We start from the raw sequence: 16,426 nt of genomic DNA, 5'->3' as shown, positions 1-16,426 counted from the left end.
CTCAGGCCACCCGGGTCGCTCCGGCGAACGGCATCTGGTCGATCGGCGCGATGCGGACGGGAGCACCGGGTCGCGGTGCGTGGATCATCTGGCCGCCGCCGATGTAGAGCCCGACATGGCTGATGCCCGAGTAGAAGAAGACCAGGTCACCGGGAGCGAGCTCGGAGCGGGACACCCGCTGCCCGGCGTTGATCTGGGTGTACGTGGTGCGGGGCAGGGAGACCCCCGCGGCGCGCCAGGCGGCCTGGGTGAGGCCGGAGCAGTCGTAGGAGGAGGGGCCGGTGGCGCCCCAGACGTACGGCTTGCCGATCGCCCCGTACGCGAAGTCGACGGCCTGTGCGGCACGGGCGTGCGGGGCGTCGACCGCGCCGCGCGGGGTGCCGCGGTCGGCGCGGACGGCCGCGCCGCCGTGCGCCGTGTCGGCCGCGCGCTCGTAGTCGGCGCGCTGGCCGGCGGTCAGCGTGCCGAGCAGACGCCTGGCGTCGGCCAGCTTCGTGCGGACCGTCTCCTTGTGCTTCGTCAGCTCGGCCCGGCGTGCGGTGAGCGTCGCGAGCTCACCCTCCGCCCGGGCGCGCAGCTGGGCGGCGCCGGTGACCTGCCGGCGGATCCCGTTGAGCAGACCGGCCTGGCGGTCGGCGGCCCGGTCCAGATACGAGGCGCGCCGCAGGTACTGGTCGGGGTCGGAGGAGAGCGCCAGCTGGACGGCTGGGTCGATGCCGCCGGAACGGTACTGCGCGGTGGCCAGCGAACCGAGCGTGTGGCGTGCGGTGTTGAGGCGCTCGGTCCGGCGGGCGGCCTCGTCGCGCAGCCGGTCGACGGACCTGGCGGTCGCGTCGGCCTGCTCCTTGGTGCCGTTGTACCGCTCGGTGGCGACCTCGGCGTCGTGGTACAGCCGGTCGATATTCGCCCTGACCTGGGCCGGGGTGAGCTGCGGTTCGGCGTGTGCCGCACCGTCGAAGGCGGTGGTGGTCGCGGCCCCGGCGAAGGCCAGGGTCGCCGCTGTGCGGGCAGCAGAGCCGGTGAACAGGCGCTGCTTGGGCTTCCGGTGAGCGGCTTTCCGGTGTGCTGCCACGAGGGCGGCATCCTTCCTGTTCGTCTGCCCGTCGGGAGCTACCGGCGGGCCCGGCGGTGACCGGGTGCCGTCCGGCACGGAGGGGACGTACGGGAGGTACGGGACGGCGGTGGAAATCGGTCACCTGGGAAGGGACGCTAAACCCAGGACACGGGAAAGGGTCGTCATGACAGCTTTTGCCTTGATGTGACGTTTCGCTACCGCTGCGCGACCGGAAAAAAGACGTCAGGGTAAGGCAATTCGGGCAGGCGCGAGCGAAGTCATGAGGAACCGCCACCTGGCGGGCGAGGGATGATAAGGGCCCCGCCAGGCTCCCGATTCATGGCCATACTGATCAATGTCTTCGTCGCTCTGCACATCATCGGGATCGCCGCGCTGCTCGGCGGTTTCCTGACCCAGGTGAAGGCGATGGGGCCGGGCACCGCCCGATTCGTACCGGCCATGCTGCACGGTGCGCTGACCATGCTGATCACGGGAGTCGCGCTGGTGGGCCTCAACCAGGCCGACGACCGGACGGTGAACAACATCAAGATCGGCGTCAAGCTGCTGATCCTGGTCGTGATCCTCGCGCTCGTCTACGTCAGGCGGGACGAGGAGAGGGCGGGCAGGGGCGAGTTCGCGGCGGTCGGCGGTCTGACGGTCGCCAACATCTTCATCGCCACGCTCTGGACCTGAGTCCCGGTGCGGTCCGGCGGCCGGACGGGCGCTCCTGTCGGGCCCGTCCGGCCGCCGGGAAGGTCTCCCCCGGCCGCTAGGCCGGCCGCACGCTGCCGTAGATCGGCATGTAGTAGATCGACTCCTCGCGCACGTTCGCACCCGGCTTCGGCGCGTGGATCATCATGCCGTCGCCCTTGTAGATGCCGACGTGGCTGATGTCGTCGTAGAAGAACACCAGGTCACCCGGCTGCAGATCCGCGGTGGCCACCCGGGTGCCGACCTCGACCTGGTCCCAGGTGGTACGCGGCAGATCGACGCCCGCCGCCTTCCACGCCGCCTGCGTCAGCCCCGAGCAGTCGTACGAGGAGGGGCCCGTCGCTCCCCAGACGTACGGCTTGCCGATCTGGGCCGCCGCGAACGCCAGGACCTTGTCCGCCTTCGCCGCGTAGCTGCTGTCCGCGTCCGCACCGCTGCCCGTGCCCGTGTCCGTACCGGTGTCCGGCTGGGCGGGCTCCTGCGCGGCGTCCTCGGCGGCTTCCTTCGCCGCCGCCTCCTCCTGCGCCTGGCGCTCGGCCTCCGCCGCGGCGGCCTGCTGGCGGGCCAGCTCCTGCGCCTTGCGCCTGGCCTCCGCCTCCTTCTCGCGCTCCAGCTCCGCGAGCCGCGCCTTCTCCTCGGCGGTCAGCTCGGACAGCAGGGTGCGCGCCTCGGTCAGCTTCTCCTGCACCTGTTGCTTGCTGGTGCGCAGCGTGGTCTGCGCCTCGGTGAGCGTCTCCAGGCTCTTGGTGGCCTCGGCGCGCTTCTCCGCCGCCTCGCTCTGCTGCGTACGGAAGTCCGAGACCGTCTTCTGCTGCTGGCTCGTCATGCGCGCCATCAGCTGGTCCTGGTCGAAGTACGACTGCGGGTCCTCCGCGAGGAAGAACGTCGCCGTCGGGGCGACAGCGCCGCTGCGGTACTGCGCCGCCGCGAACTGGCCCAGCTCACGGCGCGTCTCGTTCAGCTTCTCCGCCCGCTCGGCCGCCGCGTCGAGGAGCCCGTCGACCTTCGCGCGCTGGTCCGTGGACGCGGACTTCGCCTTGTTGTACTGCTGGGTGGCCGTGCCTGCCTGCCGGTAGAGGTCGTCGACCTTCTTCTGGACGTCCTCGATGCTGGGGCGGGGTGCGGCGGGCGCGGCCGTCGCGGTCTGCGTGGAGAGCAGAGTCACAGAGGCGAGCGCCGCCGTCGTGATTCCGACGCCGGGTGAGGTGGTGCGCAAACGGGTGCGCGCTTTGCGATGCGACGCCAAGGCCGGCATCTCCTTCCGTGGACCGCCTACCGGGTTAGCTGTCGGGTTCGGGCGGAACGGAAGGCTGCCCTACGGTCCAAGTGAGGGTTGTGGACCGATTCACCCCGGTGCTGCGTGTGGGTCCCCGGTTCCGAATGCCCCTGCGGGCAGCCCGGATTCGGCGTGGGTGTCCGCTCGGCGTGGTTCGCCTCAAGGGGGTACGGGCCACCCGTCGGAGCACGCTAGCCAACCCGTGGCGTCCCTGTGAAGGTTGATGTTCGATATGCCCGATACATGTTCGTGACCTTGGGGAAATCGGTATGTACGGAGCCGGAGCGGGCTCCTCCCGCCTCACGGGGTGTGGCCGGACCGTCTCCGTACGCGCACGGCCGGGGGGCCGTCCTGCGGAATGCGGCCCCGGGGTGTCAGTGGGGCCGCCTAGACTCGTCAAGCGATGAGCAGCCTCTTTGACGACAGCTTCCTGACCGGCCTCCAGAACTCGGAGGAAGGGCCCCCGCCGCCTCCCGAGGACCACGCACCCGAAGCGGTGCCGGAGGGTCTCTTCGAGGGCGTCTTCGACGCGCCCCCGCCGCCCCGCGAGGGGTACTACCGCGACGGAGCGCCCCGTCCGGTCATCGACGCCGCGGCGCTGCTCGACGGGCTGAACACCGAGCAGCGCGCCGCCGTGGTGCACGCCGGTTCGCCGCTGCTCATCGTCGCCGGTGCCGGATCGGGCAAGACCCGGGTGCTCACCCACCGGATCGCCCACCTGCTGGCCGAGCGCGGGGTGCATCCCGGCCAGATCCTGGCGATCACCTTCACCAACAAGGCCGCGGGCGAGATGAAGGAGCGCGTCGAGCAGCTCGTCGGACCGCGTGCCAACGCCATGTGGGTCATGACCTTCCACAGCGCGTGCGTACGCATCCTGCGGCGCGAGTCCAAGCGTCTCGGCTTCACCTCGTCGTTCTCGATCTACGACGCCGCGGACTCCAAGCGGCTGATGGCGCTCGTCTGCCGCGATCTGGACCTCGACCCGAAGCGGTATCCCCCCAAGGCGTTCACGGCCAAGGTCTCGAATCTCAAGAACGAGCTGATCGACGAGGAGACCTTCGCCGGGCAGGCGGCCGACGGCTTCGAGAAGACCCTCGCCCAGGCCTACGCGCTCTACCAGGCACGGCTGCGCGAGGCCAACGCCCTGGACTTCGACGACATCATCATGACGACGGTGCATCTGCTCCAGGCGTTCCCCGACGTCGCCGAGCACTACCGCCGCCGCTTCCGGCACGTGCTGGTCGACGAGTACCAGGACACCAACCACGCGCAGTACACGCTCGTACGGGAGCTCGTCGGCCCGGCAGGTGAGGCCGAGGCGCCCGCCGAGCTGTGTGTCGTCGGTGACGCGGACCAGTCGATCTACGCCTTCCGGGGCGCGACCATCCGCAACATCCTCCAGTTCGAGGAGGACTATCCGGACGCCACCACGATCATGCTGGAGCAGAACTACCGCTCCACGCAGACGATCCTGTCCGCGGCCAACGCGGTGATCGAGCGCAACGAGAGCCGCCGCCCCAAGAACCTCTGGACGAACGCCGGCAGCGGCGCCCGGATCACGGGGTACGTCGCCGACACCGAGCACGACGAGGCGCAGTTCATCGCCGACGAGATCGACCGGCTCACCGACGCGGGTGACGCCAAGGCGGGCGACGTCGCCGTCTTCTACCGTACGAACGCGCAGTCCCGTGTCTTCGAAGAGATCTTCATCCGCGTCGGACTTCCCTACAAGGTCGTCGGCGGTGTGCGCTTCTACGAGCGCAAGGAGGTCCGCGACGTCCTGGCCTACCTGCGGGTCCTCGCCAACCCCGAGGACACCGTTCCGCTGCGCCGCATCCTGAACGTGCCCAAGCGCGGCATCGGTGACCGCGCCGAAGCGATGATCGACGCCCTGTCGATGCGCGAGAAGATCTCCTTCCCGCAGGCCCTGCGCCGCGTCGACGAGGCGTACGGCATGGCGGCCCGCTCGACCAACGCCGTGAAGCGGTTCAACACGCTGATGGAGGAGCTCCGCACGATCGTCGAGTCCGGGGCGGGTCCGGCGGTCGTCCTGGAAGCGGTCATGGAGCGCACCGGCTATCTCGCCGAACTCCAGGCGTCGACCGACCCGCAGGACGAGACCCGCATCGAGAACCTCCAGGAACTGGCCGCTGTCGCCCTCGAGTTCGAGCAGGAGCGCGCGCAGGAGGAGGGGGCCGGCACGCTCGCCGAGTTCCTGGAGAAGGTGGCCCTGGTCGCCGACTCCGACCAGATCCCCGACGAGGACGAGGACGGCTCCGGCGTCATCACGCTGATGACGCTGCACACGGCCAAGGGGCTTGAGTTCCCGGTCGTCTTCCTGACCGGCATGGAGGACGGCGTCTTTCCGCACATGCGGGCGCTGGGGCAGGCGAAGGAGCTGGAGGAGGAGCGGCGGCTCGCCTATGTCGGCATCACCCGCGCCCGTGAGCGGCTGTACCTGACGCGGGCCGCGATGCGCAGTGCCTGGGGCCAGCCCTCGTACAACCCGGCCTCGCGGTTCCTGGAGGAGATCCCGGACCAGCACCTGGAGTGGAAGCGCAAGGGCCCCATGGCCGCTCCGGCCGGACCGACGTCGGGTGTCATGTCCTCGCTGTCGTCCTCGCGCTCGAAGTCCGGGCCTTCGGGTTTCGCCACCCGGCGTACCTCGGACAAGCCGGTGGTCGCCCTGGTGGTGGGGGACCGCGTCACGCACGACCAGTTCGGTCTGGGGACGGTCACGGCCGTCGAGGGCTTCGGCGACCAGGCCAAGGCGACGGTCGACTTCGGGGACGAGCGTCCCAAGAAGCTCCTCCTGCGCTACGCGCCCGTGGAGAAGTTGTAGCCGCCCTGCCCTGCCCATGTATGACTGTGGCCCCGTCCTGCGAAGGACGGGGCCACAGTCATACGTGAGCAGAAATCAGTTCGGATTGAGGCCGTGGCTGCGGAACCAGGGCATCGGGTCGATCGCCGAGCCGCCACCGGGCCTGACCTCGAAGTGCAGGTGAGGGCCGGTGGAGTTCCCGGAATCCCCGGCGTACCCGATGGTGTCGCCCGCCTGCACGGAGCCCGAGCGGATCCGGGTGCTGCTGAGGTGGCAGTACCAGGTCTCGGTGCCGTCGGCCGCCGTCAAGATGATCATGTTCCCGTAGGCGGTGTTGAACTGCGTGCGTACGGTGCCGTCCGTCGCGGCCAGCACCGGGGTGCCGTAGCCGACGGGGAAGTCGACTCCCGTGTGCACGGACATCCAGTTGACGCCCGCCTGGCCGTAGTAGGCGCTGAGGCCGTGCTGGGCGACCGGGAGCGAGAACTTGGGGCGGAGCGCCTCGCGGCGTGCGGCCTCCGCCTCGCGCTTCTTCTTCTCGGCGACCTGCCGTTCGCGCAGGTCGATGCGCTCCTGGGTGCGGCTGGCACGGTCGGCGAAGTCGTCCGCGTCGGCACTGAGGTTGGCGAGCTGGGTGTCCAGCTCGTTGTTGGCGGTCACCGGCTTGACGGTGGCGGGGTCGGCGGCCGCCATCGAGGTGGTGTCGCTCTTCTTCTCCTCGCCGCCGGCGATCCCGCTGACCGAGGCGGCCGCGATGCCCGCGACGCTCATCACGCAGGCCGACGGAACGGCGACGGTCAGGAGTGCGGACCGCTTGGCGGGGGTACGGCGTCGGCCGCGGTTGCCCGCACCGCCCCTGGGCGCGCGGCCGGCCGGGCGGGGGCCGACGACGGGGTGCGACGCGGCGGCGGGGACGTCGGACTCGTCGGCGGGTTCTGACTCGGCCGCGGTCTCGTGTGCCTCGGTGGCGTACGCGTGGGCGTCGGTGTCCACGTCAGTGGCGTCGAACTCGGCTGTCTCGTACGGCTTGTACGGGTCGTATGCCTCGAACGGCTCGTATGCGGCCTGCTGCTCGACGGGCTGCTGTTCGTATGCGGTGGGTGACACCGGTTCGGGTTCGTACGGCGCCTGTTCGGGCGTGGCGCCGGAGTTCCAGGCGGTGGCGTCGTAGGCGCCCGTGTCGGCACCCGCGTCCACGAACTCGCCGGTGGCGTACGTCCCGGTCCCGTAGCCCGTGGAGGCGAACGTGCTGGTGGGGAAGGCGCCGGTGTCGGTCGTCCCCCACTGCTCGGCCTGACCGGCCTGGACCCAACCGGAGGTGTCCCACTGCCCGGTGCTGTCGTACTGCTGCGCTTGCGGCGCCTGCTGCGACTCGTGCTGCGGCTGCTGGGTCTCGTGCGGGTGAGCGGGGTAGGCGTCGTACGAGGCGGTCCGGTGCGCGCCCGTGTCCCACTGGGTGGAGTCGTACTCGCCGCTGTGGCCCTGCCCGGTGGACGCGTAGCCGTTGTCGTAGCCGTACGTGGCGCCCTGGGTGCTGTCGTAGCCGCTCCCGTAGCCGCCGGTGTCGTAGCCGTGGGCGGGAGGACTGTCGTAACCGCCGTCGTGCTGACCGGGGAGAGTGCCGAAGAGGGGATCGGTGTCGAAGCTGCCGGTGGGGTTGTTGTCGTAGTCGACATACCCGGCGTGGGGGTGCTGGTCGTTCACCAACTTCTCTCTCGCCTCGGCAGCAGGACCTGTTCCCGTGCCCGTGGGGGACTCCAGGGAAACCAGTGGCCGCGACTGTACCCGGCGGTACGTGACGACGACAATCTTCGCCGGGTTCCGGCTGTTCAGGAAACGGGCAATCGGCCGTCTTTCGGCGGACAGCAGGCGCAGCCTTGGCCCTACGTTCGAAATACGTTCTATTTATGGGTCCCTGATCTCTCCACGCACCGGATCCGTTCCGGCCCGTTCCGATCCATCTCCGGTCCGGAACAGGCCCTGTTCGGGCCGGTTCAGGCCACCGAAGCGGTCCCGGAACTGCCGGCGGCGGCGTCCGGAGATGCGTCCTGGGACTCGAGGGCCTCCCGGATGCCCGCCGCGACGGCGGGGTGCACCGGCAGGGCGAGATGGCCGATGCCCGAGACGCGCACGTTCACCACGTCCAGATCCGGGTGGTCCATGCAGGCCGTCTCGACCGGCACCATCACTCGGTCGAGCTCGCTCCAGAAGTTGACGAAGCGGGTGCGGCAGCCGGGAGCGGGCCTGCGCAGCTCCGTGATGAGGGCGGAACCGGTGCGCATCTGGCGGACGATGGGGTGGGCGCTCGCGGGCGCGGCGACGGAGGTGCCGTTGTGCGGGGTGCCGAGCGTGACGAGGGTGCGCACCCGCTGGTCGCCGCCGAGCCGCTGCACGTAGTAGCGGGCGATCAGGCCTCCGAGACTGTGCCCGACGATGTCGATCTCACGGTGGCCCGTGCGGACACAGATCTCCTCGACATGCCGGCCGAGCAGCTCGGCCGCCGTGCGGATGTCGCAGGTCAGCGGCGAGTAGTTGAGGGACTCCAGATGGCGCCAGCCGTGCCGGGCGAGCGAGCGCCGCAGCAGGACGAACACCGAGCGGTTGTCGATGAACCCGTGCAGCAGCACGACGGGAGGCCGGCCGGTGCCTGCGCCGGCGAGCAGTGCGGTGGGTCCGGCGGGCTCGGTCCCGGCGCTGCCGAGGGGGGCGGGCGTCGGTTCGGGCTCCGGTGCGGCTGCGGGTCCCGGTGCGGGAGGAGTGGCGTCCCGGCGCTCCGGGGTGACGCCGGTGGGGTAGATGAGGATGTGCCCGGCGAGGATCACGATCTCCAGCACGGTGGCTTTGACCAGCGCGGATGACAGCCGGGCGGGGAGTGCGCACGGAGTGCGCATGAGTGGGGGGAGAGGGGTGCGCAACAGCGGGTAAAGGAAGGACAGGACCTTCATGGCCGACCTCCTGCACTGACAGACGGGAGGCGGCTCCGGTCCCGAATGCCTTCATGGGGGTGTCGGTGCGAAGGTGCCGGTCATCGGGTGATCGGCCGTGGAGCCGTACCACCGTGCCGTGCGGCTGACGGCGCGGTGGTACGGCGACCTCGCAGCGGCTCCCTTTGCGGCTGTTCCCGTGCGGCTGATGGGCCACATGGTCCAGGAACGACGCGTAGCGAACATGTCCCATGTGTGATTTCCCCCTCCCCGTCCACCGCGAAACGGCGGCTTGCGGGATGCTGTAGATAACGTTCGTTCACATCCCCGGCCCTTCAGGCGCGGGAGATCCATGTGGAGGCAGTGATGGGTGTGACCGGTCCGATCCGTGTGGTGGTGGCCAAGCCGGGACTCGACGGCCATGACCGTGGAGCCAAGGTGATCGCGCGGGCGCTGCGGGACGCCGGTATGGAGGTCATCTATACCGGTCTCCACCAGACGCCCGAACAGATCGTCGACACGGCGATCCAGGAGGATGCCGACGCCATCGGCCTCTCGATCCTCTCCGGTGCGCACAACACGCTCTTCGCGAAGGTGATCGCGCTCCTCAAGGAGCGCGAGGCCGAGGACATCAAGGTGTTCGGCGGCGGCATCATCCCGGAGGCGGACATCGCGCCGCTGAAGGAGCAGGGCGTCGCGGAGATCTTCACCCCGGGTGCGACGACGACGTCGATCGTCGACTGGGTGAATGCCAACGTCCGTCAGACGGCGGGCGCCTGACCGGCCGCTTCCGGTACACCCGCTCACGGCCGCCCGCTCGCCGCTGCCCGCCGACCGGCCCGATCGGTCGGTGGGCCGTGCGCGGGCGTCCCCCGCACCGCCTCCGTTCACGGCGACCCGGGGGTCAGCTCCCTGTCCATGGCGGAGCGCAGGCGCAACGTGGACACGAGGCGCTGGAACGCCTCCGACCAGTAGCCACCCGCGCCGGGTGACGCGCCCTCCGGCTCGTCCGGAGTGGTGGTGAGGACTTCGAGCCGGTCGGCCTCGGCCGGATCGAGGCAGCGCTCGGCGAGACCCATCACTCCGCTGAAGCTCCACGGGTAACTCCCGGCGTCCCGGGCGATGTCGAGGGCATCGACGACCGAGCGGCCGAGCGGCCCGTCCCAGGGCACGGCACAGACCCCGAGCAGCTGGAACGCCTCCGACAAGCCGTGCGCGGCGACGAAGTCGGCCACCCACAGGGCCCGTTCCTTGCCGGGCAGGGTGGCGAGGAGCTTCGAGCGCTCGGCGAGCGACGCCGTGCCCGGACCGTTCGCCGGAGGCGTCGAGGGGGTGCCGAGCAGGGCGCGGGCCCATTCCGGGTCGCGTTGCCGTACCGCGGCCCGGCACCAGGCGGCGTGCAGTTCCTCGGTCCAGCCGTCGGCGACCGGCAGGCCCACGATCTCCTGCGCGGAACGCCCGCCGAACCGCTCACGCCACGTGCTCAGCGGGGTCGCCTCCACGAGCTGGCCCAGCCACCAGGACCGCTCCCCGCGTCCCGCGGGCGGCACCGGCACGACGCCGTCCCGCTGCATCGACGCGTCGCACTCGTGCGGGGCCTCCACCGCGATGGACGCGACCTCCCCCGTGCGATCGGGATTCACGCAGGACGTGGCGCGGGACGCCATGCGCTCGGCGAGGGCCGAGTGCGGCAGTGCGGACAACAACTCGGCAGCCGTCGCACGGACGTTACGGCTGCGGTCGGCAAGTGCCTCCTCCAGGAACGCCTCGTCGGCACCCGACAGACCGGTGCGCAGCGAGTCGAGGAACATCAGCCGGTCCTCGGCGCGCTCGGTGGACCAGGTGGTGGAGAGCAGGGCGAGCGCGGCGGCCGGCTCCCGGCGCCGTACGGATCCGAGGAGCGCGACCCGTTCGGCGAACAGGCCCTCCTCCCACAGGGTCCGCACCGCGTCCGGGTCCGTCTCGACGGACGGGAGCGAACCGCCCGGGGTGCCGCGCAGCGCGAACTTCCACTCCGGGTTCATCCTGGCGAGCCACAGTCCGCGCGGACCCGCGAAGCCCAGGACGTGCGCACGCAGGTCCGTGCGCGCACGCGCCGCGTCCAGCAGGGCCGGAAGGACGACCGCCGGTGCCCGGAAGCCGTGCTGGTTCGCCGCGGCCAGCCACTGCGGCAGGAGCTCCGTGAGATCGGGAGCCGTGCCGCGGCGACCGCTGCCGCCTGACGGGGCGGAGCGGTCGGCGAGCAGCTGGACGAGTCTGTGCCGGGCGGCTGCCGGCAGCGGCGGGCGGGGGTCGGCGGGCGCGGGATCCGGCCGCTCGGCGGCCGGTCCCGGCAGCAGACCGGCTCTGCGGCGCACGGTCTGCAGCGCCGCCGCGTCCAGCAGGGCTACCGGGCCGTCGGCGCTCCCGGGCCCGTCCGCCGGTGGCCGGCGGTCGGTGCCGAGCAGTGCCGAGGTGACGAGCTCCTCCCAGGGCATCGGCGACACGCTGGTCGTGTGGGCGTCTGTGTTCGCGTTCGTGTGCGGTGGGGTCATCGGTCCCGTCCGGGTGTCAGGGAGTCACGGAGCCGGAAATCCGGTTCACAGGTCCAGGGTTTGCAGGGCCGTGTGGGTCAGATGAGTGGTACGGGCTGCCCGTCGCTGTCGTCGTCCGCGCCGGTCGTCCAGGCGGTCAGCGGGTCGAAGCCGCAGTGTCCGCACTCACCGAAGACCGTGACGGCCCCCCCGCCCGACAGCGCGACGAGCTTCCAGAGTCCCGGCCTGGACAGGGCCGACGGTGCCAGAGGGAGCGCCGACGTGCCGTCCGCGTCGGCCAGTTGCCAGCCGCCCTCCGACGGCGTGGGTATGACGTCGCGCACCGTGACCGGCCAGGAATCCAGCCAGGGATCGCCGCGCAGCGCGTGCCCGTAGGCCGCGAGCGCCGCCGCGGTCGGCCCCCCGGCCGGCGGCGTCCCCCGGGTGGCGGGCGGGTCGAACTGCCGTCCCAGCTCGGCGCGCGGCTGCCCGGACCCCGGATACGGCGTGAGCTCGGCGTCGATCGTGACGCCCACCGGCAGGGCCAGGCCGGGGGAGCGTCCCGCCGCCCCGAAGGAGAGCAGCAGCGCGGTGCGTCCCGACTCCCTCCCGTGGAGCCAGATGCGGCGGGTGACGATCTTGCCGTCCGGTGTGTCGTACTGCGCGAGGACCAGCCAGTGGTCACGGACCGGGGCTCCGTCCGCGGCGGCGGTCAGCCCCACACGCGTACGAACGGTCGCGGCCAGCGGATCGGGCACGCGGTCGATGCCCAGCCACGCGGTGTCCAGCAGGTGGAGCAGTGCGCACTCCTCCAGCAGACGCACCGGCCAGCCGGGGCCGGAGGCGGGAATCGCCCCCAACTCCCGCACCCTCGCGGCGAGTCCCGGGGCCTGTGCGTCGACCATGCGGGCCGCGGTCTCCTCCCACAGCCCGTACCCCGCCTGATCGGCCGCGGCGAGCCCGCCACGCAGCAGATCCGTGAGGCGCTGCTCCAACTCCTGCGCGCCTGAAGTGATGCGGGACGCCCGTCGCTCTGCGCGCCGCCTCGCCGCCTCCGGATCGGCCGGACCGGCCGCCGGGGCGCCGTCCGTGGCGGATCGCTCCGCCGCGCGCCTGCGGCGGCCGTCCAGCCACTCACGCGCCCAGTCCGGCGCCTCGCCCGGCGGGGCGGCCGCTCCGTCGGCAGTGCTGTCGGACGCCCGGAGCAGCAGCAGCCCCAGCGCGTGCTTGCAGGGGAACTTGCGGCTCGGGCAGCTGCACTTGTACGCGGGCCCGGACGTGTCGACCACGGTCCGGTACGGCTTGCTTCCGCTGCCCTTGCACAGCCCCCACACCGCGCCCCCGCCGTGGCCCACTTCGGACCACGGACCGGACGAACCCAGCTTGTTCCCGGCCTTGCGTGATGCTTCGTCAGGAGCCAGGGCCTGTACCTGCTCCACCGTCCAGCGCGCCACCGGAACATCGGTGCGCGAGGGTTCTCCCCCGTGAGATAGCAGCATGGGAACGACGGTAGGGCGCACCACTGACAATCGCCTCTGACCTGCGGCGGAGGTGGATTGTCAGTGGCATGGTGCACGGTGGGAACCACATCGGGTCGAACGATCTGGAGGGGGATCCATGACCGTGTCCGCAACCACCACCGCCGTCGCGAACGAGGCCCTGCGCCCACACGCAGAGGACGCCTTCGCCGCCGAGCTGAAGGCACTCGCGGCCGCCGACGACCGGCCGAGGCCCGCCCGTTGGAAGCTCTCGCCGTGGGCGGTGTCGACCTATCTGCTCGGCGGCACGCTCGCCGACGGGACGGTGATCACCCCGAAGTACGTGGGCCCGCGCCGTCTGGTCGAGGTCGCCGTGACCACGCTCGCCACCGACCGGGCGCTCCTGCTGCTCGGCGTGCCCGGCACCGCGAAGACCTGGGTCTCCGAGCACCTGGCCGCCGCCGTGAGCGGCGATTCCACGCTGCTCGTCCAGGGCACGGCGGGCACCCCGGAGGAAGCAGTCCGCTACGGCTGGAACTACGCCCAGCTGCTGGCCCACGGTCCCAGTCGCGACGCGTTGGTTCCCAGCCCCGTCATGCGGGCCATGTCCGAAGGCATGACCGCCAGGGTGGAGGAGCTGACCCGCATCCCCGCCGACGTGCAGGACGCGCTCATCACGATCCTGTCGGAGAAGACGCTTCCCGTGCCGGAGCTGGGACAGGAGGTCCAGGCCGTCCGCGGCTTCAACCTCATCGCCACGGCGAACGACCGCGACCGCGGGGTCAACGAACTGTCCAGCGCGCTGCGCCGCCGCTTCAACACCGTCGTCCTCCCGTTGCCGGCCACCCCCGACGACGAGGTGGACATCGTGTCGCGCCGCGTCGACCAGATCGGGAGCTCGCTGGAACTGCCGGCCGCCCCGGACGGCCTCGTGGAGATCCGCCGCGTGGTCACCGTCTTCCGCGAGCTGCGCAACGGCGTCACCACCGACGGCCGTACGAAGCTCAAGTCGCCGTCGGGGACGCTCTCCACGGCCGAGGCGATCTCCGTCGTCACCAACGGGCTCGCGCTCGCCGCCCACTTCGGTGACGGCATCCTGCGGCCGGGCGACGTAGCGGCGGGCATTCTCGGCGCGGTCGTCCGGGACCCGGCAGCCGACCGGGTGGTGTGGCAGGAGTATCTGGAGACGGTCGTCCGCGAGCGCGAGGGCTGGAAGGACTTCTACCGCGCCTGCCGTGAGGTCTCCGCATGACGCGGGCCGGCACGTCCGCGGGACCGCTGCTGCTGGGGGTGCGTCACCACGGTCCGGGATCCGCCCGCGCGGTCCTGGCCGCACTGGAGGCCGCCCGGCCGCAGGTCGTTCTCATCGAGGGCCCGCCGGAGGGCGACGCGCTGCTGTCGCTGGCCGCCGACGAGCAGATGAAGCCGCCGGTCGCGCTGCTCGCCCACGCCGTCGACGATCCGGGGCGGGCCGCGTTCTGGCCCATGGCCGAGTTCTCGCCCGAGTGGGTGGCGATCCGCTGGGCCCTCGCGCACGGGGTTCCCGCCCGCTTCATCGACCTGCCCGCCGCCCACTCCCTCGCGCTCACGGAGACCGGTACCGAGGAGCCGCCCGGCTCGCCCGCCGTCGACCCGATCGGCGTGCTCGCCGAGACCGCCGGATACGCCGACCCGGAGGCCTGGTGGGAGGACGTCGTCGAGCACCGCGCCCCCGACGGCGGGGCGGGCGACCCGCTGGCACCCTTCGCCGTCCTCGCCGAGGCGATGACCGCCCTGCGCGAGGTGTACGGGGATGGCGGACACCCCAAGGACGCGGTCCGCGAGGCGTACATGCGCATCCAGCTGAGAGCTGCCCGTAAGGAGTTCGGTGAGGCGACCGCCGTGGTCTGTGGCGCCTGGCACGTGCCCGCTCTCGCGGCGAGGACGACACTCGCCGCGGACAGGGCGCTCCTCAAGGGCGTACCCAAGGTCAAGACGGAGCTGACGTGGGTGCCGTGGACGCACCGCAGGCTCGCCCGGCACAGCGGATACGGAGCGGGGATCGACTCGCCCGGCTGGTACGGGCACCTCTTCGGCGCTCCCGACCGGCCCGTGGAGCGGTGGATGACGAAGGTCGCGGGGCTCCTTCGCGACGAGGACCGGTTCATCTCCTCCGCCCATGTCATCGAAGCCGTCCGGCTCGCAGGAGGGCTGGCGGCCGTGCGGGGCCGCCCGATGCCAGGACTGACCGAGGCGACCGATGCCGTCCGGGCCGTGATGTGCGAGGGCTCCGACGTGCCCCTGGCGCTCGTCAGGGACCGGCTCGTCGTCGGCGAGACCCTCGGAGAGGTTCCGGACAGCGCACCCGCCGTCCCGCTGCAACGGGACCTGAACCGCCGACAGCGCACGCTCCGGCTGAAACCGGAGGCGTCCGAGCGGGAGCTGGAGCTCGACCTCCGCAAGGACAACGACGCGGCCCGCAGCAGGCTCCTGCACCGGCTCCGTCTTCTCGACGTGGGCTGGGGCGACCGGGCCGCGAGCCGGGGGAGCACGGGCACCTTCCGGGAGACCTGGCGGCTGCGGTGGGAGCCGGAGCTGCACGTACGGGTCGCGGAAGCCGGCGTCTGGGGCACCACCGTGCTCTCCGCCGCGACCGCCAAGGCCGAGTCGGAGGCCGTCTCGGCCACCACGCTCGCCCAGGTCACGGCGCTCGCCGAGCGCTGCCTCCTCGCCGAACTGGCCGACGCGCTCCCGGTCGTGATGAACGCGCTGGCCGACCGGGCCGCCCTGGACGCGGACGTCAGCCACCTCGCGGAGGCACTGCCGGCCCTGGCCCGCTCCCTGCGTTACGGGGACGTGCGGGCCACGGACACGGCCTCGCTCGGGGCGGTCGCCGTCGGGCTCGCCGAGCGCATCTGCGTGGGCCTGCCCCCGGCCTGTACCGGTCTCGACGCGGACGGGGCCGAGGAGTTGCGCCGCCGCGTCGACGGCATACACACCGCCATCGGGCTGCTGGCCGGAGCGGGATCGGCCACACCGGCCGGAGCCGTGGACGGGCTGCGCGAGCGCTGGGCGGCCGTCCTGCGCAAACTGGCCGCCAGGGACACCGTCGCGGGCGTCATCCGCGGCCGCGCCGCCCGGCTCCTGCTCGACGACGGACAGCTCACCCAGGACGAGGCGGCGCTGCTGATGGGCCTCGCCCTGTCGCCCGGGACCCCTCCCACCGAGGCCGCGGCCTGGATCGAGGGCTTCGTCGGAGGGGCGGCGGGCGGAGGGATGCTGCTCGTCCACGACGAGCGTCTGCTGAGTCTCATCGACACCTGGCTGACCGGCGTGCGGGCATCGGCCTTCACCGATGTGCTGCCCCTGCTGCGGCGCACCTTCTCGGCCTACGAGCCGGGCGTACGCCGGACGCTGGGCGAACTCGTCCGACGCGGCCCCGCCCCCGGGGGCCCGCACCCCGGCAGCCCGGAGGCCTCGCCGTCGGGCTTCGGACCGGGAAGCGACGAGTCCCGGGCGGACGCGGTGGTGCCGGTGCTCCGCCTGCTGCTCGGCCTCGACACCGGACCCGCTCCACGCGACGCGCACACCGACAGACCGCTGGGAGCGACGGCATGACCAACCGGAACGTGACGACCACGGAAGCGGCGACGGCGGAAGCGGCTGTGAC

Annotated in this window: 11 protein-coding genes and 1 riboswitch; of the genes, 5 read left to right on the top strand and 6 right to left on the bottom strand. The window is 71.8% G+C overall.

What is annotated here, in order from left to right; all coding sequences use genetic code 11:
• Position 1 precedes the first annotated feature (1 nt).
• Positions 2 to 1,072 (bottom strand): C40 family peptidase, encoded by a 1,071-nt coding sequence (locus AB0C82_RS04220; protein WP_362836085.1) that lies wholly within the window; start codon positions 1,070 to 1,072, stop codon positions 2 to 4.
• Positions 1,073 to 1,393: 321 nt separating this feature from the next.
• Here AB0C82_RS04220 and AB0C82_RS04215 point away from each other — a divergent pair, with 321 nt between their 5' ends.
• The gene (locus AB0C82_RS04215; protein ID WP_362836084.1) at positions 1,394 to 1,747 is read left to right on the top strand and encodes a hypothetical protein; all 354 of its coding nucleotides are present in this window, start codon (positions 1,394 to 1,396) and stop codon (positions 1,745 to 1,747) included.
• A 76-nt stretch (positions 1,748 to 1,823) separates the two neighbouring features.
• On the opposite strand, the gene AB0C82_RS04210 is transcribed toward AB0C82_RS04215, so the two are convergent.
• Positions 1,824 to 3,020 (bottom strand): NlpC/P60 family protein, encoded by a 1,197-nt coding sequence (locus AB0C82_RS04210; RefSeq protein WP_362836082.1) that lies wholly within the window; start codon positions 3,018 to 3,020, stop codon positions 1,824 to 1,826.
• A riboswitch (cyclic di-AMP (ydaO/yuaA leader) is annotated at positions 3,019 to 3,184 on the bottom strand. (Overlaps the previous gene by 2 nt.)
• A 260-nt stretch (positions 3,185 to 3,444) precedes the next feature.
• Here AB0C82_RS04210 and pcrA point away from each other — a divergent pair.
• Entirely contained in the window at positions 3,445 to 5,883 is a 2,439-nt protein-coding gene (pcrA, locus tag AB0C82_RS04205) for a DNA helicase PcrA (protein WP_362836080.1), read from the top strand.
• Between the two features lie 75 nt (positions 5,884 to 5,958).
• Here the strand turns inward: pcrA and AB0C82_RS04200 are convergent, their stop codons facing one another.
• A complete protein-coding gene (locus AB0C82_RS04200; protein WP_362836078.1) occupies positions 5,959 to 7,566 on the bottom strand; it encodes a peptidoglycan DD-metalloendopeptidase family protein in 1,608 nt (535 codons plus the stop codon).
• Positions 7,567 to 7,856: 290 nt separating this feature from the next.
• On the bottom strand, positions 7,857 to 8,753 hold the full coding sequence (locus AB0C82_RS04195; RefSeq protein WP_362837041.1) for an alpha/beta fold hydrolase: 897 nt from the start codon (positions 8,751 to 8,753) through the stop codon (positions 7,857 to 7,859).
• 399 nt (positions 8,754 to 9,152) lie between these two features.
• Between AB0C82_RS04195 and AB0C82_RS04190 the strand changes: the two genes are divergently transcribed.
• Entirely contained in the window at positions 9,153 to 9,566 is a 414-nt protein-coding gene (locus tag AB0C82_RS04190; RefSeq protein WP_362836076.1) for a cobalamin B12-binding domain-containing protein, read from the top strand.
• 107 nt (positions 9,567 to 9,673) lie between these two features.
• Here the strand turns inward: AB0C82_RS04190 and AB0C82_RS04185 are convergent, their stop codons facing one another.
• Both AB0C82_RS04185 and AB0C82_RS04180 read right to left on the bottom strand, forming a co-directional pair.
• Positions 9,674 to 11,263 carry a DUF5691 domain-containing protein gene (locus AB0C82_RS04185; protein WP_362836074.1) on the bottom strand — a complete coding sequence of 530 codons (1,590 nt, stop codon included), beginning with the start codon at positions 11,261 to 11,263 and terminating at the stop codon, positions 9,674 to 9,676.
• Between the two features lie 134 nt (positions 11,264 to 11,397).
• The gene (locus tag AB0C82_RS04180; protein ID WP_362836072.1) at positions 11,398 to 12,798 is read right to left on the bottom strand and encodes an SWIM zinc finger family protein; all 1,401 of its coding nucleotides are present in this window, start codon (positions 12,796 to 12,798) and stop codon (positions 11,398 to 11,400) included.
• A gap of 118 nt (positions 12,799 to 12,916) precedes the next feature.
• Between AB0C82_RS04180 and AB0C82_RS04175 the strand changes: the two genes are divergently transcribed.
• Both AB0C82_RS04175 and AB0C82_RS04170 read left to right on the top strand, forming a co-directional pair.
• A complete protein-coding gene (locus AB0C82_RS04175; RefSeq protein ID WP_362836070.1) occupies positions 12,917 to 14,029 on the top strand; it encodes an AAA family ATPase in 1,113 nt (370 codons plus the stop codon).
• Positions 14,026 to 16,374, top strand: coding sequence for a DUF5682 family protein (locus AB0C82_RS04170; RefSeq protein ID WP_362836068.1), 2,349 nt, complete (start codon positions 14,026 to 14,028; stop codon positions 16,372 to 16,374). Before AB0C82_RS04175 ends, AB0C82_RS04170 begins: the two co-directional genes overlap by 4 nt.
• The last annotated feature ends 52 nt before the right edge of the window (positions 16,375 to 16,426 follow it).

The organism is Streptomyces sp. NPDC048560, assembly GCF_040650955.1.
GTDB lineage: Bacteria > Actinomycetota > Actinomycetes > Streptomycetales > Streptomycetaceae > Streptomyces.
Note: the sequence above shows the minus strand (reverse complement) of the source record. Positions and strands in the feature narration are given on the sequence as shown.